This window comes from uncultured Winogradskyella sp., from assembly GCF_947495255.1.
In the GTDB taxonomy this organism is placed as follows: Bacteria; Bacteroidota; Bacteroidia; order Flavobacteriales; family Flavobacteriaceae; genus Winogradskyella.
On record NZ_CANLYI010000005.1, the window covers coordinates 288,629 to 308,851 of the forward strand.

Genomic DNA, 20,223 nt, shown 5'->3' on the forward strand with positions numbered 1-20,223 from the left:
TAGCTTATTCCTCAGTGTTAGCATTGATTGTTGTCTATAAAACAACACAACTTTAAAAACTACTGATTAAAATAAAGATAAATTAGATGTTTTTTATATAAACTATTTTGTAGCTCTTGTCAGCCTATCATTAATTGATTTTCCTAAACCGTAATCTGGCAGTTTTTCGGCTATTATAACATCGAGATGCATATTATCTAACTGGTGTAAAATGTCGTAAAGGTTTGAAGCTGATTCTTCTAAGTCTCCAGATTTAGAAAGTGCTATTTGTACTTCTATTATTTTATGATTTATTTCGGATTGGAAGGTAATGAGTCCAATGCGTTTGTTTTTATACAAATCTAATGTCTCTTGGACGTTCTCCGTTAAAACCGTTTTGGTTTTTGGAGCATAATGACGCGCTAACATACCTGGCGCATCTGGTATTGTTTTTTGTTTAGGCGCTTCGGTAACTGTATTTTTTATTTCAATTTTACCAACGACCGCTTCAATAGCTTCTATTGCCGTAGAACCTAATCGGTATATAATAGGTTCGTCATTTTCAAAGCCAATGATTGTAGATTCAATACCACTTGTACATGCACCACCATCTAACACCATTTTAATGTTGTTTTTAAAATAGGTTTCTACGTGTTGTGCTGTGGTTGGACTAATACTACTAAAAGGATTAGCACTTGGTGCAGCTAATGGGAAATTTAAGCGATTTAATAATTCTAAAGTTGTGGGATGATTAGGTACACGTACGGCAACCGTATCTTTGCCTCCTGTAATTAAATCAGGAATTATAGCTTTCTTTTTTAAGACTAACGTTATAGGTCCTGGCCAAAACGCTTCGGCTAATAATTGGGCTTTTTCTGGGATGTATGCTACAATATCAGAAAGTTGGTCTATAGAAGGAATATGCACAATAAGCGGATTAAAAAACGGACGTTTCTTTGTTTCAAAAATAGACTTTATCGCTTTTTCGCTATAGATGTTACCTGCTAATCCATAAACCGTTTCAGTTGGGATAGCAACAATGTCTTCAGCTGTTAAAAGTTGAATGGCTTTTGATATGTCTTTAGAAATGATACTCATATTAACTTTCAGACTGCAATATTAGTTGAAAAAATCGAAAGATTTATTAGTAGTTTTGCACCTTTAAAAAATAAAGTATGATTTCAGTAGATAATTTAGCCGTAGAATTTAGTGGACAAACACTTTTTAAAGATGTGTCTTTCACTATTAATGAGAATGATAAAATTGCCTTAATGGGCAAAAATGGCGCCGGAAAATCTACCATGATGAAAATTATTGCTGGTGTTCAAAATGCCACACGTGGCAATGTACGTTCGCCAAAAGATACTGTTATCGCTTATTTGCCACAGCATTTGTTAACTAAAGATAACGCTACGGTTTTTGAAGAAGCGTCTAAAGCCTTTGCTCATGTTTTTGAAATGCGAGATGAAATGGAAGCGCTCAACAAACAACTAGAAACCAGAACTGATTACGAATCTGATGAATACATGAAAATCATTGAGCGTGTCTCAGATTTAGGTGAAAGTTACTATGCTTTAGAAGATGTAAACTATGATGCTGAAGTAGAAAAAGCCTTAAAAGGTTTAGGGTTTAAACAAGAAGATTTTACAAGACCAACCGATGAGTTTTCTGGTGGATGGCGAATGCGAATAGAACTGGCGAAAATATTACTACAGAAACCAGATTTAATATTGTTAGATGAGCCAACTAACCATATAGATATTGAATCTGTAATTTGGTTAGAAGACTTTTTAGTTAATAAAGCGAATGCCGTTTTGGTCATTTCTCACGATAGAGCGTTTATTGATAATATTACCAACCGTACTATAGAAGTCACTATGGGACGTATTTACGACTACAAAGCCAACTACTCACATTACTTGCAGTTGCGAGAAGATAGACGCATACATCAAGTTAAAGCTTACCAAGAACAGCAAAAGTATATTGCAGATAATATGCAATTTATTGAGCGCTTTAAAGGCACATATTCTAAAACGAACCAAGTATCATCGCGAGAACGTATGCTCGAGAAATTAGAAAAAATTGAAATTGATGAAATTGATACGTCGGCTTTAAAATTAAGATTTCCACCAACGCAACGTTCTGGTGATTATCCTGTAACGGTTAAGGATGTTTCTAAATCTTATGATGCGCATGTGGTGTTTAAAGATGCTAATATGTCTATTGCAAGAGGCGAGAAGGTGTGTTTTGTAGGTCGAAATGGAGAAGGGAAATCTACAATGATTAAAGCTATTTTAGGCGAAATTGATGTAGAAGGTACTTGTGCTTTAGGTCATAATGTAAAAGTGGGTTACTTTGCTCAGAACCAAGCTGCCATGTTAGATGAAGGTTTAACGGTTTTTCAAACGGTAGATGAAGTTGCTAAAGGTGATGTACGTACTCAGATTAAAAATATTTTGGGTGGTTTTATGTTTAGAGGTGATGATATTGAGAAAAAAGTAAGTGTGTTGTCTGGAGGAGAAAAAACCAGATTAGCCATGGTAAAACTATTATTAGAACCTGTTAATTTATTGATTCTCGATGAGCCAACCAATCACTTAGATTTAAAATCTAAAGATGTATTAAAAGAAGCCTTACAAAATTTTGATGGTACTTTAATTCTCGTGTCTCACGATAGAGATTTTCTACAAGGCCTTTCTAATAAAGTATTTGAGTTTAAAGAAAAACGCGTTATAGAACACTTTGAGACGATTGATGATTTCTTAATTAGGAATCGTGTTGAGAGTTTGAAAGGTTTGGATTTGTAGGATAAGGTTAAGAGTTTTGTTTTAAATAATGTTATCTTGAATAAATATAGAAGTGCATAAGCTGTTGATTATTAGTTGATAACAATTCAAATTATTATCTTTTACTAGAATTTTTTATCGGTCTAGATTGTCCCCTTGAGGGGACTTTAGGGGTGTAAAAAATGATGGGAACTTCTACAAGTACCAATGAAAAACAAAATAATCCCATACAACCCTAAACTAAAACTACTAGCCAGGCAACTAAGAAAAAACAGCACCTTACCAGAAGTTCTACTTTGGCAAAATATAAAACAACGTGCTTATGGAGTTCAATTTCATAGGCAAGTACCTATGCTAAATTACATAGCAGATTTTTATTGTCACGAAATAGGATTAGTAATTGAAATTGATGGTGACAGTCACGACCATAGTTTTTTGTATGATGCAAAAAGACAAGGAGAATTAGAGGCTTATGGAGTGAGTTTTTTAAGATTTTCTAACGAAGAAGTAAAAAAGAATATGTTTAGTGTGTTGTTGGTTATTGAAGAAAAAGTGAAGGAGCTAACGGAATAGGTACTACAAACACCCCTAAAGTCCCCTCAAGGGGACATTTGATAAAGGAAAACACAATATTTATAGGATTTTCGATTATGAATTGTTAAATAAATATTAGGATTTAGACTCAAGTTTGTTGGAAAGGATTGTCTCTTTGAGAGGACGTTTAATAAAGTAAAAATTTATTAAATCTTGATTATATTTTGTAGTACTAAATATTATTTTTTAAACACAAGTTTGTTGGTAAGGATTGTCCCCTTGATGAGATATTTTATAAAGGAAAACTAGGATTTTGATTATGCTTTGTAGAACTAATTACTATATTTTAAACACAGGTCTGTTGGTGAGTATTGTCCCCTTGAGGGGACTTGAGGGGTGTGAAATAATACACTATTTACTTTTCTAAAACTTTTCTCACTTTCAGTAATTGAGGTAAGCTAACTATAAAAGGTATGCCGGAAGCTCTGCCTGTTTTATAATTATTTAAGTCTTTAAAATTCCATGAAATATTTTCAAATTCAGTTTCACAAGATTTTTCTACACTAACGACTAAGTAATTTTTTTGTCTAGGATTTGGGTAATTTAGTCGTTTTAGCGTTGCTCTTTTTGTTACTCTATATTCCGGTTTTTTAATTGTGTAAAGCCTTGAAGAAGCTTGGTCGCCTGCCATATGGAGCAATAAATATTTTGCATTGAGAGTTTCTTCGTTTAATTTTAATGCACCTCTATTGCTATCCATTCTAAAATTATAGAGTAATTTGTCATCTATCCATTTTAAATGTTCTTCAGATTTACAATACCCAACCAAAACATAAGTTTCATCAGGAATTAATTTTTTCCCATTCACATATTCAGGAAGTGGTTCGTTTAAAGGCTTTGATTTGCCGCCTTTAATAATGTCGTAAGTTTTTGAGGCAATGTTTTCTCTTTGAGATGTTCTATTTAAAAGATGACTAATTATTTTATCAATAAAATCGCTTAGCTCTGCTGTTCCATTATTATTTAGACTAGGTCTTAGAGCAAATGCGCCTAAACCTGGTATTATCTCATGAAACCCTCGTTTCATATCTCCTTTACTATTTCCAGGATAGAGAATGTATGCGCCTCCTGTTCTTCTTATGGCATCTTTATAAGCATGCATTTTAAATAAATCTACATTCTTATAGTCTCCTTTTCTTTCTGCTTCTTCTTCTGTTTCTCTGGTATCGTCAATAGCTCCAGAATAATTTACTTTGTATTTTGCATCAAAGTGAATATGAACTATTAACTCTTTTTCTTCTGCTTCTTCATCTGTTGTATCTGCAGGCCAAAAAGACAAAGTGTAATCAGGATACATGTTTTTAGTATAACTGCCTTCTATCTTCTCAGATAGTTTTGTATCGCCTTTGAAAGTTTGATTATACGAAAAACGAACATTTAGCTTTCTGTTTTCAAATTCACTAATGCCATTAAAAGCAGTATGAGTCCCAGATTTTATAATAAAATTTAAACTCTTGTCTGTCTTCCTTATTAAACTATGGTAAGGATTACCATCATGTTCAATGTTTTCTATTGGGAATTTACTTTTAAATAAATCATACAACATAAAAAACAACCAATATTCATATAGTTTAGAAATATCTCTTTTGCCAGCATTGTAAACATCCTCACCACCAGTCCAAGTCAGTTTTGCAGCTAAATCAAATTTTAACCATGATTTTAAAATTTCTCTATAGCCACTTTTTCTTTGTAAAACAGGACTGTTAAAATTTAAGCTTGTTGGTCTCGAAACTTGTTTGAAAAACGAATTGTTTAAGTGCAACTCTAATTTAGTAGTTAAATATTTTACTTCTTTATGTGCACGAGTTTCGTTTTTAAATTTATCTAAACATTTTTCACTAAAGTGAAGATAAGTTTGTAGTGTGTGTTTGATAAATCTGTTTTCAGCATTATCAATAATCTCTACTTTTCTGTTATTGATAATATGTGATGGTAAGTTTTTTAGTGGTTTACCATATAAAGGATGAGAATCTGGTATTGATATTCTGTTTCCTCTACTTATTAATTGTTTAATAGAACTCCTTGTAAATTTCTTTACACTTCTAATATCCGCCAATTCTTCATTGCCTGCCCAATCCGTTTTTGGTGAGCTTATAATTTTCTGTATAGCTTCTTCAAACTCTATGCTTCCAATTACAGAATTAACAAAACTAAATTGTTGATATAGACTTTCACTTTCTTTGTTAAAATCGGTTTCAAAATGTTGTTGAATAGGAGAGTTAACTTGTAAAAGAAGTTCTGTGCATTTTTCGGTAATATCCTCAAGCATATACCTATAATTCTCCCTGTAACTTTTATCTATATTATCAGAATTAAATTTGGTGGCTTTCACTTCCAAAAAAGTGTGTTTCCGTTTTAATTCTTTCTCCTTGTGTGTAATGTTGAGTTTTAATGTGCCTACATAATAACTCGGATTAATTTTACCAGAAAATTTTTCTCTATGCGATTGTTTTACAATGCCTTTATTGTCACAACTTAATCGATAACCTTTTTTATTAAACGCATATTCATAGCTTTGGCTTTCCAATATTTGATATGGAAATTCACCAAATTCAATTGCCTCTGCTTCTTCAATTTTAAAAACTTTACTTTTTCCTTCAGGAAAAATATGTAGTTCTAAATCTTCAGTGATGTAAGATAATGGTATAGATATGTGTTTTTCTTTGGCCATTTATTTTAAGCTTCAGCATAACTTGCAAATCCATTTTCAATGGCATTTTTATACATACGCATAATCTTCTCGAAGGATAATTTGTACTTAATGTTTACATCTTTTTTAAAATCAATATTTTCAAAGTTTTCAAAATATTCTTTATCAAATTTATCATTTAAATCTATTAAACATAGCTTTGCTAATGGTTTAAGAGTACGCGTAAGTTTTGTTCTCGAACCATGAAGCTTTGGTAGCATCTTTTGCATAATAGCAATATCTAATTTGTCATTTTCATCAGATAATCCAAATTCTTCTAATTTGTAAATCAATTTAGATATTTCAAAAGCTGTTCTATAGCCAAACTCGGCTCCTGATTTTTGTAACTCTTTAAAGAAATCATTAATTATATCTTGATTATCTTTAAGTCGATAGTCCTCTTCTATTTTCTCTCCATCTTTTATTGCAGTTGCTATTTCAATAAAGTTTGTAGCCATATTAGCTCCTTTGCCATTTAGTTTTTCTAACTCTATATCTTTAGGGTTATTTAGAAAATCTGAAATATCTGTATCGCTAACTCTAAACTCAATAACATTAGCTCTATCTAAAACTTTTGGGCTAAACATATACGTAGTTTCGTCTATGTTTACGGTTCCAATTACATATAAGTTTTTTGGCCAAGTAAGTGCATTAGGTACTTCTGGTGAATTTTTAAATTTGTCTTTTTTATTTAAGTTTTCTTCAGAACTATGTAATTTAAATTCATTTTTAGATTCCATAACACTTAAAAAGTCTGCGAAATAGCGCTCTACATGACTCAAATTCATTTCATCTAATATTAGAAAATAAGGCTTGTTTTTATTTTCTTCTTTGTTTGCCTCAATTAATAATTTTAAGGCACCATTTTCTGGTAAAATATATTCGTCATTATCTAAAGCATTAACGTAACCTAACAGCGGTTCTCTATTAGTCCAATCTGCTCCAACAGGTATTAAAGTATATTGTTCTTCACTTTTGCAAATCCATTTCGCAAAAGCTTCTGCTAATTTTGTTTTTCCAGAACCTGATAATCCACTTAATAAAACAAATGGTTTTGTAGCTAATGATGCAATATATCTTGTGATTAGCTCAGGGGAATAAAATAAACCAGAATTAATAGTACCTCTTTCAAAGTCATTAATGTCAAAAGGTATAGTATCTTTAGTCTCTTCTACAATTTTAGAGGTTTCGTTTTTGACAACATCTAATTGACAGATTTTTAAAAATAATGGCTTTAAATCTTCTAATGTTTTGAGAATTTCATCATCGATTGATTCAGGTAGTGTTTCGGAAGTATATTGCTTAATTAAGTGAATTCTATTATCCCAGTTTTTTTCTATCTCAATTTTAGATTGAAAACGAACTTTATCTGATTCTTCTGCCAAATAATCTGCACCTTGAGTAAGTCTATATGCTGGGATATTTTTATTTAATTCAATAATAAGATCTTGAATTTCAATATTGTTTTTAACCTCTTGAACAATCGGTGATATGTTTTCGATTTGAGCGCCATAATCAATCCCAAATTTTATTCCATTAGAGTGAACCAAGACGTACAATTGTGGAGAACTTGAGGCATAAAGTGATTTGACATGTGGATATTTATAATATATACATGCCCAAACGAATTCATGCAAATTGTTGTTGCCGTAATGTTGATAGTTTCCTAATGTATATTCAGGCGGTAGAGTGTGCTTAATGGTTTCTAAATATTTCTTTAAATATTTATTAGGCGTCGTTTTGTAATTGGCTTTAAAATTTTCAATTTCAGGTTTAACAGTTTCAGAGTAATTCTTATAAGAAATAGATTCATCAAGATGACCATTTTTTATTTTTTTATTTATTCGTATAATATTTCTTATCGCTTCTGTAGACATGTTTTTCGAATTGAAATTTAATTTTTTTTTGACCAGGATTGTTTCTAACTTATTCTTCCTAATGCGCCTCCAACCAATTAATACCAGTATCTACTTCAACATCTAAAGGCACATCCATAATAAACGCACTTTCCATTTCAGTTTTAATCAACGTAGATAATTCTTCGAGTTCTGGTTTGTAGATATCAAATACCAATTCATCATGCACTTGTAAGAGCATTTTAGATTTGTAATTGCCAGCTTCTAGCTTGTTGTAAATATTAATCATGGCAATTTTAATAATATCCGCTGCGCTTCCTTGTATTGGTGCATTTACGGCATTTCGTTCTGCTGCACCACGTACAATGGCATTACGAGAATTAATATCTTTTAAATAACGACGACGACCCAAAACGGTAGATACATAACCATTATCTCTAGCAAAATCGACTTGCTTACTCATGTAGGCTTTTAATTTTGGATACGTTTCATAATAGGTATCAATTAATTCTTTGGCTTCGCCACGTGATAAATCGGTTTGGTTACTTAGGCCAAAAGCTGAGACACCATATATAATTCCGAAATTAACAGTTTTGGCATTACTACGTTGTTCTCTTGTCACTTCTGCCAATGGTACATTAAATACTTTTGAAGCGGTTGACGCATGAATATCTTCACCATTCTTAAAGGCTTCAATCATCGTTTCCTCTTCACTTAATGCAGCGATGATTCGTAATTCTATTTGCGAGTAATCGGCAGCTAGTAAGGTGTATTCTTCGTTTCTTGGTACAAAAGCTTTTCGCACTTGGCGACCACGTTCTGTACGGATTGGAATATTCTGTAAATTAGGATTATTACTGCTTAAACGACCAGTAGCAGCTACGGTTTGCATATAATCTGTGTGCACTCTACCTGTTGATGATTCAACTTGTAACGGTAAGGCATCTACATAAGTACTCTTTAATTTTGCGAGTCCACGATATTCTAAGATGTCTCTAATAATTTTATGCTCTTTTGCTAAAGCAGATAAAATATCTTCTCCTGTTTTGTATTGTCCGGTTTTGGTTTTCTTTGGCTTATCTACCAACTTCATGTTTTCGAATAAAACAATTCCCAATTGCTTTGGTGATGCAATGTTAAATTCTTCGCCTGCAGCTGCATATATTTCTTGTTCTAGATTTAAGATGTCTTTATTTAAATCGTCGGATAGTGAATTTAGAAATTCGGTATCTAAATTAATACCTTCTAATTCCATAGCAGCTAACACGCGTACCAACGGAATTTCAATATCATCAAATAATTTTTGAGTGTTGGCTTCGCCTAATTCTTTTTCAAAATGTTCCTTAAGTTGAAGGGTAATATCTGAATCTTCAACGGCATATTCGGTTTGTTTCTCTAAAGGTACATCTCGCATAGAGAGTTGATTCTTGCCTTTTTTACCAATAAGTTCTGTGATAGAAATTGGTGTGTAGTTTAAATACGTTTCAGCAAGAATATCCATATTATGACGCATATCTGGGTTTATCAAGTAGTGCGCTAACATGGTATCAAACAATTTACCTTTTACATTAATATTGTATTTGGCTAGGACTTTAATATCATATTTTAAATTCTGACCAATTTTTTCGATGTTTTCATTTTCAAAAAACGGTCTTAAGATTTCAATTAAAGCTTGAGCTTCGTTTTTGTCTTCAGGAAAAGGCACATAAAAACCTTTACCAACTTCCCATGAAAATGCAATACCAACCAATTCTGCAGTTAGTGGATTTAAACCTGTAGTTTCGGTATCAAAACATACCGAAGTCTGGTTCATTAAGTTTTTTACAAACAGTTGGGTTGCCATACCAGAAGCAACACTTTGATAAAAATGCGAATAGGTTGCTGCCGTTTTTCTCGTGTTTTCAGAAACCGCTTCTGTTGCAGAAGGTGTACCGCCTCCAAAAAGTGAAAACTGACCTTCGCCTGCTGATTTTTCTTCTTTAGGTGTTGTCTTTGGCGCTTCTGCTTTTGCTGAAGTTTGTGTTGGTGCAGCGATAGCTTCTGCTGAAAATGTTTTATTAAAATTATCTATTAGACGTCTAAATTCAAGATCTTGAAAAATTTCAGTCACCTTAGGAATATCGGGTTCAGACATTTCAAAATCTTTCTCGTTAAATTCCACAGGAACATCGAGCATAATGGTGGCTAATTGTTTAGATAATAAGCCTAGTTCTTGGTTAGCTTCTATCTTTTCTTTCATTTTACCTTTTAACTCATGCGAATTGGCAAAAAGGTTTTCCATACTTCCGTAAGCGGCTAAAAATTTCTTAGCAGTTTTTTCGCCAACTCCAGGTAAACCGGGAATATTATCAGAAGCATCACCCATCATACCTAAAAAATCTATGACTTGCAAAGGGTCTGTAACTTCAAATTTCTTTTGCACTTCTGGGATTCCCCAAGTTTCGTATCCACCACCAAACATTGGTCTGTACATAAAGATGTTTTCGCTAACTAATTGTGCGAAATCCTTATCTGGTGTTACCATAAAGGTTTGGTAGCCTTCTTTTTCCGCTTTTTTGGCTAAGGTTCCTATAACGTCATCAGCTTCAAAACCTTCTTTTACCATAATCGGTATGTGCATGGCTTTTAAAATCTCGTAGATATAGGGTATAGCAGTTTTAATGCCTTCTGGAGTTTCATCTCTATTGGCTTTGTATGCTTCAAACATTTCTACGCGATCAGCACTGCCGCCTTTATCAAAACAAACGGCTAAATGATCTGGTCGTTCGCGTTTAATGACATCTAAAAGCGAATTCATAAAACCCATAATAGCTGAAGTATCTTCACCTTTAGAGTTAATTCTTGGGTTTTTTATAAAAGCGTAATAGCCACGGAAAATTAGTGCGTAAGCATCAACTAGAAATAAGCGTTTTTGGTCTGACATGTTATATGGTTTGAAAAATGAATGTCACCTTGAGCATTACTGAAAACAAAATACATTTTGTTTGAAAGTACATTGCGTAGTAATACGAAAGGTTTTATTTGTAACGAATTGTTGAAAATTTAGTTCCCGTCTGCGCTCTAGCGGACAAGAGTTTCAAAACTACAAAAACTAAAGCGTTTATTTAAAATGCAATTCGTAATTTTCCAAACTTAAATTATAAGCATGAATACATTTTCGATAGCCATACATGGAGGAGCCGGAACTTTAGTAAAAGGGATGATGACGCCAGAATTAGAAGCACAATATAAATTAGCATTGCAACGTGCTTTAGATACTGGCTATGCACTTTTAAAAGGAGGAAAAACGGCTGTTGAAGCTGTTGAAGAAACTGTAAAAGTATTAGAGGATTCACCTCTATTTAATGCAGGAAAAGGCTCTGTATTCACGGCAACCGAAACGCACGAAATGGATGCTTCTATTATGGATGGTAAAACTTTGAATGCAGGAGGTGTGAGTTTAATAACAGGAATTAAAAACCCTGTATCGTTAGCTCGAGATGTCATGGAAAAGAGTGAACATGTTTTTTTAGCAGGAGAAGGAGCGATGCAGTTTGCTAAAGAATTAAATTATAAGCTTGAAGATGCTACTTATTTCTATGATGAGCTTAGACATAAGCAATGGTTAGAAATAAAGGATACAGATAGTTTTCAATTAGATCACGCTAAAAAGAAAGATTCTAAATTCGGAACTGTTGGCGCAGTAGCTTGTGATCAAGATGGTAACATTGCAGCAGCAACATCTACAGGTGGAATGACCAATAAAAAATGGGGACGCGTTGGTGATTCTCCTATGATTGGTGCCGGAAATTATGCCAACAATAAAACTTGTGCTATTAGCTGTACAGGAAGTGGTGAGTTTTTTATACGAGGTGTAGTGGCTTACGATGTTGCGTGTTTAATAGAACACAAAAACATGAGTTTACAAGACGCTTCAAACGAAGTCATCCATAAAAGAATTCTTGAAATTGGTGGTGATGGTGGTTTAATTGCTGTTGATACAAAAGGAAATATTGCTATGCCGTTTAATACGGAAGGCATGTACAGAGGGCAGAAATCTTCAAATGGAATAGATGAGGTTTCTATTTATAAATAAAATAAATCCCTTTAAAAAAAGGAATCTCTAAACCATTTATTTTGGTGTTATCAACAAGTATAAGCTGTACACTATATCTTTTTTACGCGTTCTAGATACATTTTATTCTTTCATCACAAAAAAACGCTAACTGTTTTTAAATAAAAGGTGCTTCAATAGGTAAAACCTTCACCTTTCTATTTTTAATATTGTATTGGTCACCATTAGATAAAACATGAACTGTAAGATTTGCCATAGTCATTGGTGTACCTTCTTCTAATATTTTTTCGTTGTTATGTGTGAGTTTACTACCATCAAAAACAATGACCATTCCAGAACCAATAACAGTGCAGTCGTTTCCGTTTTTAATAATCATTCCGGTATCTTCAGCGAGTCCAAATCCAATTAAATTAGGGAATTTTGCAACCGCTTCCGATTGTCTTCCAAAACGACCTCTTTTGATAAAGTGCGTATCTATAATCAATTCGGGTATTAACCCTAAACCTTTATACATGTTTACAGCACCTTTAATGAAAGACTCAGATGCGCTTCCGCCAGCAATCATTTCGTTTGCCATGACCATTGCACCAGCACTTGTACCAGCAATAACAAAACCGTCTTCGTTTTTGTAGCGATCCAATAATATATCTTGAATGGTTGTACCTCCAATTTTATCAGTAATTTTAGATTGATCTCCACCAGAAAACATAACACAATCTGCATTTTTAATCAATGCAATAGCATGTTCTGTTTCAGAATCTTCTTTAGAGCGAATGTCTAAAACTTCAACATTTTTACAACCTAAAGTGGTAAATGCAGTTAAATAATTTTCGCCAACTTCAACAGGAATGCTTGAGGCAGTAGGAATTACAACAATATTTGCATCAACACCTCCAGCTTCTTCAACCACATGAAATAAAATTCCGTCGTCAATAAATTCTAAAGTGTAAATTTCACTGTCTTCAATACCTTTATCTTCATTTCCTCCAATTGGTATTAATGTTCCCTTAATCTGCTGCATAATTTTATCTAAAATATAGGGCAAAAATAAGCTAATTTTTTTAGTGAAAATGTCTATATTTATAATCTTTCACTAACTAAACCAAAACCAACTTATATGAAAATACGCGAAATCAATGCGATGAGAGGACCTAATTATTGGTCAGTAAGAAGACATAAACTTATAGTAATGGTTCTCGACCTTGAAGAGATGGAAGCGTTACCTTCAAATAAAATTGATGGTTTTGCAGATCGTTTAAAAACAATGTTTCCATCAATGTATTCGCATCGTTGTTCTGAAGGTTGCGAAGGTGGTTTTTTTATGCGTGTAGATGAAGGCACGTGGATGGGTCATATTATAGAGCATATTGCTTTAGAAATACAAACTTTAGCAGGAATGGATACTGGCTTTGGAAGAACCAGAGGCTATGGAGAAGAAGGCGTTTATAGTGTGGTTTTTTCTTATATGGAAGAATCTGTAGGGCGTTTTGCAGCAAAATCAGCAGTGAGAATTTGTGAAGCATTAATTGCTGGTGAAGCTTATGATTTAACTGATGATATTCAGGAAATGAGAGAGCTTCGTGAGGCAGATCGTTTAGGGCCAAGTACAGGTTCTATTGTTGCTGAGGCTGAAGCAAGAGGTATTCCTTGGATTCGTTTAAATAAATATTCACTATGTCAGTTGGGTTATGGAGCCAATCAAAAACGTATTCAGGCAACGGTTACAAGTGAAACAAGTAGTATTGGTGTGGAATTGGCTTGTGATAAAGAAGATACAAAGTATTTATTAGAGCAGGCAGAAGTAGAAGTGCCAAAAGGTGATATTATTAGAAGAGAACGCAGTTTAGAAGAAGCTTGTGAGTATGTTGGTTTTCCTTTAGTAATTAAGCCAATTGATGGTAACCATGGAAGAGGAATTACGGTAGATATTAATAATTACGAGGATGCTTTAGTGGCTTTTCATCATGCTAAGGAAAGCTCTAAAAGCGGAGCAATTATCGTAGAAAAATTTATTGTCGGTGAAGATTATAGATTGTTGGTTATAAATAATAGGTTAGTTGCTGGAGCGATTAGAACTCCTGCGCACGTTATTGGAGATGGGAAATCTACAGTGCAAGAATTAATAGATAAAGTTAATAGTGATCCACGTCGTGGTTTTGGACATGAAAATGTATTAACGCAAATAACCGTTAACGAATTAACAAAAACCATTATAAAAGATGCTGGTTATACCTTAGATTCTATAATTTCAGAAGGAGAAAGGTTGATATTAAAAGATACGGCTAACTTAAGTACAGGCGGAACTGCTGAAGATATAACAGACATTATTCATCCTGCTAATGTGAGTATGGCAGAACGAATTTCAAAAATTATTGATTTAGATATTTGTGGTATTGATATAATGACCACAGATATTTCTCAACCATTATCAGAAACAGGAGGTGCTGTCTTAGAAGTTAATGCAGGTCCAGGATTTAGAATGCATTTAGCGCCAACTTCTGGCTTACCACGTAATGTGGCTGCTCCAGTTATTGATAAATTATTTCCTCAAAAAGGGGATACAGGTCGTATTCCTATTATAGCAATTACCGGAACTAATGGAAAAACGACCACTTCAAGATTAATCTCTCATATTGCTAAGATGAATGGTTATCGTGTAGGATATACGACGAGTGATGGTGTTTATATTCAGAACAGATTATTAATGACAGGTGACTGTACAGGTCCGGCAAGTGCAGAGTTTGTATTAAAAGATCCAACGGTGAATTTTGCGGTTTTAGAATGTGCTAGAGGAGGTTTATTAAGAGCTGGTTTAGGGTTTAAAAAATGTGATGTTGCGATTGTAACCAATGTAGCAGCAGATCATTTAGGGCTTAAAGGAATACATACTATAGAACAGTTGGCAAAAGTAAAAGGTGTTGTACCAGAAACTGTTTTGCCTGATGGTTATGCGATTTTAAATGCCGATGATGATTTGGTATATGATATGCGACGCAATTTAGATTGTAATGTCGCATTATTTTCTATGGACGAGAACAATCCACATATAAAAGCTTTACAGCGCCTAAATGGTATTACTGCGGTTTACGAAAATGGTTATGTAACCATATGTAGAGGAGAGTGGAAGATGCGCTTAATGAAGGCAGAACACATTCCGTTGACTTATGGTGGGAAAGCAAAATTTATGATTCAGAATGTGCTAGCAGCAGTTTTAGGAGCGCATGTACAAGGTATAAGTATAGAAGACATGAAAGCAGGTTTAGAAACCTTTATTCCTTCTGCAGCACAAACACCAGGACGCTTAAATTTATTTGAATTTAAAGACTTTACTATTTTATTAGATTATGCACACAATCCGGCAGGAATGCGAGCCTTACAGAACTTCACAGATGAACTTGAAGCAACCGTTAAAGTAGGCATTATTGCAGGTATTGGAGACAGGCGTGTTGAAGATAATAATGAAATGGGTGCTATAGCTGCTGATATGTTTGATGAAATTATTATTAGACAAGACAAACGTTTAAGAGGTAAAACGGAACAAGAATTAATTAAGATGCTAGATGATGGTATTAAGAAAAGAGACCCTAATAAAAAGACGACCATAATTCCTTCAGAGAAAGAAGCAATAAAGTATGCTGTTAAAAATGCAGTAAAAGGATCACTTATTATATTATGTAGTGACGTTATCCCTGATGCTTTAGATTTAGTGAAAAAATTTAAGGAGCAAGAAGCCAATGGCGAATTGAATTTCGCAGATTAATAACTATAAGTTATTATAAGAATAAAAAAGCCGAAACTTACGTTTCGGCTTTTTAAATATATATGGTTAATAGCGTAATGTTTGAAGGCTTAACAAAGCTTTACTGTCTTAACTTTAATTTGAAGACTCTTTCTGTAAGCTTTTATACTAATGATTGCGTTACTCTTTTTACGATTCATTTTTAAAACCTTAGCTTTTACTTCTGCAGAGATACTAATTGTTTTAGCTTCTACCTTTTCAGCTTTTTCAGTTTCAACTAGTTCAGTTTCGTTATTTGTAACTACATCTTGCTGAGCAAAGCCTGCTAGAGACATTGTTAAACATAATATGATGACTAAACCTTTTTTCATAATTTGTTGAAGCTATATTTGTTTAACTTCGGGTCAAAGGAACATAAGTTTCTAGTTGTGGTTAAAAATTTTAGACGAAAAGAAGAGTTCTGTAGTTAAGTGGTAGTTGATTGTGTAATTTTTCGACGAACGGCGTGTTTTGGGCTCGTAGCCCTTTAAAACCATTGTTTTTATAGTTCAAAACTTGATTTTTTCAGTTGAAATACAATATGTAAACATTAGTGTCGACGAATGGTACTAAATGAGCTTTTAATGTGTATAAATACCTATGATTTATGAATGATTTTAGTAATAATCCATATTTTGAATTGTTTACGAAGCAATACCAAAACCAGTTTAATATTGGTAATAGCACGTATAATAAGCGCATAAAAAAGTTGAATAGGCTTCAATACGCTATAGAATCTACTTATAGAATAGAAATACAAGAAGCGCTAAGTAAAGATTTAGGGAAACCAGTTGTAGAAACAGAGTTAACAGAGGTCTATGCAATCTTAGGAGATATTAAACATGCGAAAAAGCATTTAAAACAATGGATGAAAAAACATAAGGTAGATACTCCTCTGTCTATGTTAGGTTCTAGCTCGCACATTAAATTTCAGCCCAAAGGTGTTTGCTTAATAATTTCACCATGGAACTTTCCTTTTAATCTCACCTTTGGACCATTAGTGTCAGCAATTGCAGCCGGTAATACTGCGATTATAAAACCATCTGAAATGACACCACATTCTTCTAGCTTAATGGCTAAAATTATTTCTGATGTGTTTACTGAAGATGAGGTTGCTTTGCTAGAAGGCGAAGTTGAGGTTTCTACAGAGTTATTAAAATTACCTTTTAACCATATCTTTTTTACAGGGTCACCACAAGTTGGTAAAATAGTGATGACCGCAGCAGCTAAGAATTTGGCTTCTGTAACTTTAGAACTTGGTGGAAAATCACCAACGATAGTAGATACAACAGCCAATGTAGATAAAGCAGCAAAGAAAATTATGTGGGCGAAATTCTTAAATTGTGGACAGATATGTGTGTCGCCAGATTATGTTTTGATTGATGAAAGTATAAAAACAGAATTTATACAATCTTGTAAAAAATGGCTTCATATATTTTATAACGATAATCCAAAAACATCAGATTCTTACGGAAGAATTGTAACCAATAAACATTTTGAACGCTTAAATTCTTATTTAGAAAATGCAAAGACATTAAATGCTAAATTTGAAGTTGGAGGAGAAACCGATAGTACTTCAAAGTATATTGAACCTACAATAATTTCAGATTTAAAACCTGAAGCACAATTACTACAGGAAGAAATATTTGGTCCTATTTTACCAATTGTAACTTATGAAAGTTTGGATCTAGTAATAGTATACGTGAACTCAAAACCAAGACCATTAGCACTTTATATCTACAGTAAAAGCAAAGCTAGCACTAAGAAAATTATAGATAATACTAGGGCAGGAGGTACATGTATTAACAATAGTGTATTGCATTACGCTAACCACAACTTACCTTTTGGCGGTGTAAATAACAGCGGAATTGGTAAAAGTCATGGGTTTGATGGATTTAGAGCATTTAGTAATGAACGTTCAGTCTTAAAACAGCACACGTTTGGTGTTACAGAATTGTTGTTTCCGCCTTATTCTGGTTTTAAAGAGAAATTGGCGAGGTTGACTATTAAGTGGTTTTAGAAAGGTAATGGTGTTATTCTTGAAGTGAAACCTTTAACACTTTGATAAGATAAGTCGCTTAACATATTCTTAAATTTGTGATCTTAAATTAATGAGATGATTCGCTGGATACTATTTGCTATTAGTTTTATAATACTTACTCTTTACGGTTTTCAAGCCATTAAAACGGTTACTAAACAACCATGGGTTTATTACTTGTTTTTTGCTGTAGCATTAGTTGTAGTCGGAAATTTTATTATTCAATTTACTTTAGGTAATGAAGGTCGTGTTTTAACGGTTCATAAAAGTTATGCTTTTGGCTTTTTACTTTCCTTTATGGCTTTTAATTTGGTGTTATTGCCTATTTTATTTGGAGAAGATATTATTAGAGGTGCTATTGGTTTATATGAAAAAGTAACTACTAAAGGTGATGAATTCCATATGCCGTCTCGAAGAAAATTTGTGAGTCAGGTTGCCTTAGGTTTAGCAGCAATTCCTTTTTCTTCTTTATTATATGGTATGTTTAGAGGTAAATATAATTTTAGAGTTCTTAATTATACACTACATTTTGAAGATCTACCAGAAGCCTTTGATGGTTATAGAATTACTCAGATAAGTGATATTCACTCTGGTAGTTTTGATAACAAAGAAAAAATAGAATATGCTGTAGATTTAATTAACGAACAGAAATCAGATGTGCTTTTGTTTACAGGTGATATGGTCAATAATAAAGCCTCTGAAATGTTACCTTGGAAAGATACCTTTGGAAGATTAAAGGCTAAAGATGGAAAGTATTCCGTTTTGGGTAATCATGATTATGGTGATTATGTAGATTGGGATACACCTGAAGCTAAGCATCAAAACCTCGAAGATTTAAAACAAATTCAGAAAGATATTGGATTCGATTTATTGCTTAATGAAAGTCGATTCCTTGAAAAAGATAATCAGAGATTGGCTTTAGTAGGTGTAGAAAATTGGGGAAAAGGTGGATTTAAAAAAGCAGGAAGTTTGGAAAAAGCTTCTGAAAACATTCAATCAGACGATTTTAAAATCTTAATGTCTCACGACCCAAGCCATTGGGAAGCAAAAGTTATTGACGATCCATATCACTACCATTTAACTTTAAGTGGTCACACGCATGGCATGCAATTTGGAATTGAAATTCCGGGTTGGATAAAATGGAGTCCTTCAAAATGGCGATATAAACATTGGGCAGGTATTTATACAGAATTGGGTCAACACATTAATGTAAACAGAGGATTTGGCTATTTGGGTTATCCAGGACGTGTTGGTATTTGGCCAGAAATTACAGTGATTGAGCTTAAAAAAGGTTCTAAACCAGTTTAATACCAAGCTAAGTAAATCATAATTCAATTTCTGAATTGAACATTACATATTCAAATTGGTATAATTGCAAAGAATTGCTTATTTTTATAAGATATGTACTCTTGTTATACCATTTAATCGTCAAGATATAACGAAATAATGTAGTGCTTATTTATCAGACCAAAACTAAAAACATATGTCAAAATTTGGTGAATTAATAGATGTTGAAATTCCAGTGCTTCTGGATTTTTATACAGAATTAAACGAAGATTCTAATGCCATGCATCATATCCTTAGAGATGTTGCAGCCGGTTTAGGTGACAAAGTTAAAGTGATTAAAATTGATGTTGATAAAAATAGAGAACTCGCAGAAGCTTTAAGGGTAAAAGGTTTGCCAACCTTAATAATTTACAAAAATGGTGAAATGAAATGGCGTCATAGTGGTAAACAAGATGCTAACACTTTAATTGAAATTATTCAAGAATTCGTTTAAGGAATACAACCTATCCAGCTATACTCAGAAAGCTATAACCCTTTTCGTTATAATATTCTAAAACTTTGGGAAGTGCATATTTTAAATTTCGTGATGCTTTTACGCTATCATGAAACACAATAATACTACCTTCTTTTGCTGTAGATATAACATTTTCTAAACAGCGTTTTTCTGTTACAGCAATGTCCCAATCATAAGACAAAACGTCCCACATTATAATTTTATAACCTAAAGCTAGTGTTTGCTTACTTTGTTTAGATTTAATCTTGCCATAAGGTGGACGAAATAGATTTAAGCTTGTATGTTGATGCCTTTCGGATTTTGAATCTATTAACTCTTGAGTTTTCTTTATATCTTCTAAATAGGTGTTCGTTTTATGTTTCCAGCCTTTTAAATGATTATAAGTGTGATTGCCTATAGTATGGCCTTCTTCAATAATATTTTTAAAAACTAGAGGATGCTTTTCAATATTATTTCCAGTACAAAAAAAGGTAGCTTTTGCATTGTATGCTTTTAATGTTTCTAAAACCCAATTTGTAATTTCTGGTGTCGGACCATCATCAAAGGTTAAGAATATTTCTTTATTATTGGTATTGATATTCCAGATAAAATTTGGGAACAATGTTTTTACAAAGTCTGGCGTTTTAGCTGGAATAATCTGCATACTCT

At 33.1% G+C, this 20,223-nt stretch carries 14 protein-coding genes; 7 read left to right on the forward strand and 7 right to left on the reverse strand.

The genetic code is table 11. The features are described 5' to 3' along the window. Positions 1-102: 102 nt before the first annotated feature. Positions 103-1,077, reverse strand: coding sequence for an L-threonylcarbamoyladenylate synthase (locus Q0807_RS09850; RefSeq protein ID WP_299109179.1), 975 nt, complete (start codon positions 1,075-1,077; stop codon positions 103-105). Between the two features lie 77 nt (positions 1,078-1,154). Between Q0807_RS09850 and Q0807_RS09855 the strand changes: the two genes are divergently transcribed. Together Q0807_RS09855 and Q0807_RS09860 are read left to right on the forward strand one after the other, a co-directional pair. Further along, entirely contained in the window at positions 1,155-2,786 is a 1,632-nt protein-coding gene (locus Q0807_RS09855; RefSeq protein ID WP_299109182.1) for an ABC-F family ATP-binding cassette domain-containing protein, read from the forward strand. A gap of 186 nt (positions 2,787-2,972) precedes the next feature. Next, on the forward strand, positions 2,973-3,338 hold the full coding sequence (locus Q0807_RS09860; protein WP_299109184.1) for an endonuclease domain-containing protein: 366 nt from the start codon (positions 2,973-2,975) through the stop codon (positions 3,336-3,338). A 376-nt stretch (positions 3,339-3,714) separates the two neighbouring features. Here the strand turns inward: Q0807_RS09860 and Q0807_RS09865 are convergent, their stop codons facing one another. The 3 genes from Q0807_RS09865 to polA are packed head-to-tail and all read right to left on the reverse strand — an operon-like array spanning position 3,715 to position 10,827. Beyond that, on the reverse strand, positions 3,715-6,030 hold the full coding sequence (locus tag Q0807_RS09865) for a DUF2357 domain-containing protein (RefSeq protein WP_299109186.1): 2,316 nt from the start codon (positions 6,028-6,030) through the stop codon (positions 3,715-3,717). A gap of 5 nt (positions 6,031-6,035) precedes the next feature. Further along, the gene (locus tag Q0807_RS09870) at positions 6,036-7,925 is read right to left on the reverse strand and encodes an McrB family protein (RefSeq protein WP_299109188.1); all 1,890 of its coding nucleotides are present in this window, start codon (positions 7,923-7,925) and stop codon (positions 6,036-6,038) included. A 58-nt stretch (positions 7,926-7,983) separates the two neighbouring features. Beyond that, positions 7,984-10,827 (reverse strand): DNA polymerase I, encoded by a 2,844-nt coding sequence (polA, locus tag Q0807_RS09875; RefSeq protein ID WP_299109190.1) that lies wholly within the window; start codon positions 10,825-10,827, stop codon positions 7,984-7,986. A 222-nt stretch (positions 10,828-11,049) separates the two neighbouring features. On the opposite strand from polA, the gene Q0807_RS09880 reads away from it, so the two are divergent. Next, positions 11,050-11,979 (forward strand): isoaspartyl peptidase/L-asparaginase family protein, encoded by a 930-nt coding sequence (locus Q0807_RS09880; protein WP_299109193.1) that lies wholly within the window; start codon positions 11,050-11,052, stop codon positions 11,977-11,979. 136 nt (positions 11,980-12,115) lie between these two features. Here Q0807_RS09880 and Q0807_RS09885 read toward each other — a convergent pair whose 3' ends face one another. After that, positions 12,116-12,979 (reverse strand): cyanophycinase, encoded by an 864-nt coding sequence (locus Q0807_RS09885; RefSeq protein WP_299109195.1) that lies wholly within the window; start codon positions 12,977-12,979, stop codon positions 12,116-12,118. Between the two features lie 96 nt (positions 12,980-13,075). Here Q0807_RS09885 and cphA point away from each other — a divergent pair, with 96 nt between their 5' ends. After that, positions 13,076-15,718: a cyanophycin synthetase gene (cphA, locus tag Q0807_RS09890; RefSeq protein WP_299109198.1), complete on the forward strand. Its 2,643-nt coding sequence runs from the start codon at positions 13,076-13,078 to the stop codon at positions 15,716-15,718. Between the two features lie 89 nt (positions 15,719-15,807). On the opposite strand, the gene Q0807_RS09895 is transcribed toward cphA, so the two are convergent. After that, the gene (locus Q0807_RS09895) at positions 15,808-16,068 is read right to left on the reverse strand and encodes a hypothetical protein (protein ID WP_299109200.1); all 261 of its coding nucleotides are present in this window, start codon (positions 16,066-16,068) and stop codon (positions 15,808-15,810) included. Between the two features lie 275 nt (positions 16,069-16,343). Here Q0807_RS09895 and Q0807_RS09900 point away from each other — a divergent pair, with 275 nt between their 5' ends. From Q0807_RS09900 to Q0807_RS09910, 3 genes are all read left to right on the forward strand, one after another. After that, positions 16,344-17,756 (forward strand): aldehyde dehydrogenase family protein, encoded by a 1,413-nt coding sequence (locus Q0807_RS09900; RefSeq protein WP_299109202.1) that lies wholly within the window; start codon positions 16,344-16,346, stop codon positions 17,754-17,756. 96 nt (positions 17,757-17,852) lie between these two features. Continuing rightward, the gene (locus Q0807_RS09905; RefSeq protein ID WP_299109204.1) at positions 17,853-19,082 is read left to right on the forward strand and encodes a metallophosphoesterase; all 1,230 of its coding nucleotides are present in this window, start codon (positions 17,853-17,855) and stop codon (positions 19,080-19,082) included. A 175-nt stretch (positions 19,083-19,257) separates the two neighbouring features. After that, the gene (locus tag Q0807_RS09910; RefSeq protein ID WP_299109206.1) at positions 19,258-19,554 is read left to right on the forward strand and encodes a co-chaperone YbbN; all 297 of its coding nucleotides are present in this window, start codon (positions 19,258-19,260) and stop codon (positions 19,552-19,554) included. A 10-nt stretch (positions 19,555-19,564) separates the two neighbouring features. On the opposite strand, the gene Q0807_RS09915 is transcribed toward Q0807_RS09910, so the two are convergent. Further along, positions 19,565-20,218 (reverse strand): polysaccharide deacetylase family protein, encoded by a 654-nt coding sequence (locus Q0807_RS09915; RefSeq protein ID WP_299109208.1) that lies wholly within the window; start codon positions 20,216-20,218, stop codon positions 19,565-19,567. Positions 20,219-20,223 lie beyond the last annotated feature (5 nt).

Bases quoted from the DNA above. Each gene is read 5' to 3' on its own strand.
- Q0807_RS09870 (WP_299109188.1), bottom strand. From the start codon at position 7,925: ATGTCTACAGAAGCGATAAGAAATATTATACGAATAAATAAAAAAATA.
- Q0807_RS09885 (WP_299109195.1), bottom strand. From the start codon at position 12,979: ATGCAGCAGATTAAGGGAACATTAATACCAATTGGAGGAAATGAAGAT.
- Q0807_RS09880 (WP_299109193.1), top strand. From the start codon at position 11,050: ATGAATACATTTTCGATAGCCATACATGGAGGAGCCGGAACTTTAGTA.
- Q0807_RS09915 (WP_299109208.1), bottom strand. From the start codon at position 20,218: ATGCAGATTATTCCAGCTAAAACGCCAGACTTTGTAAAAACATTGTTC.
- Q0807_RS09855 (WP_299109182.1), top strand. From the start codon at position 1,155: ATGATTTCAGTAGATAATTTAGCCGTAGAATTTAGTGGACAAACACTT.
- Q0807_RS09850 (WP_299109179.1), bottom strand. From the start codon at position 1,077: ATGAGTATCATTTCTAAAGACATATCAAAAGCCATTCAACTTTTAACA.
- polA (WP_299109190.1), bottom strand. From the start codon at position 10,827: ATGTCAGACCAAAAACGCTTATTTCTAGTTGATGCTTACGCACTAATT.
- cphA (WP_299109198.1), top strand. From the start codon at position 13,076: ATGAAAATACGCGAAATCAATGCGATGAGAGGACCTAATTATTGGTCA.
- Q0807_RS09865 (WP_299109186.1), bottom strand. From the start codon at position 6,030: ATGGCCAAAGAAAAACACATATCTATACCATTATCTTACATCACTGAA.
- Q0807_RS09910 (WP_299109206.1), top strand. From the start codon at position 19,258: ATGTCAAAATTTGGTGAATTAATAGATGTTGAAATTCCAGTGCTTCTG.
- Q0807_RS09860 (WP_299109184.1), top strand. From the start codon at position 2,973: ATGAAAAACAAAATAATCCCATACAACCCTAAACTAAAACTACTAGCC.
- Q0807_RS09905 (WP_299109204.1), top strand. From the start codon at position 17,853: ATGATTCGCTGGATACTATTTGCTATTAGTTTTATAATACTTACTCTT.
- Q0807_RS09900 (WP_299109202.1), top strand. From the start codon at position 16,344: ATGAATGATTTTAGTAATAATCCATATTTTGAATTGTTTACGAAGCAA.
- Q0807_RS09895 (WP_299109200.1), bottom strand. From the start codon at position 16,068: ATGAAAAAAGGTTTAGTCATCATATTATGTTTAACAATGTCTCTAGCA.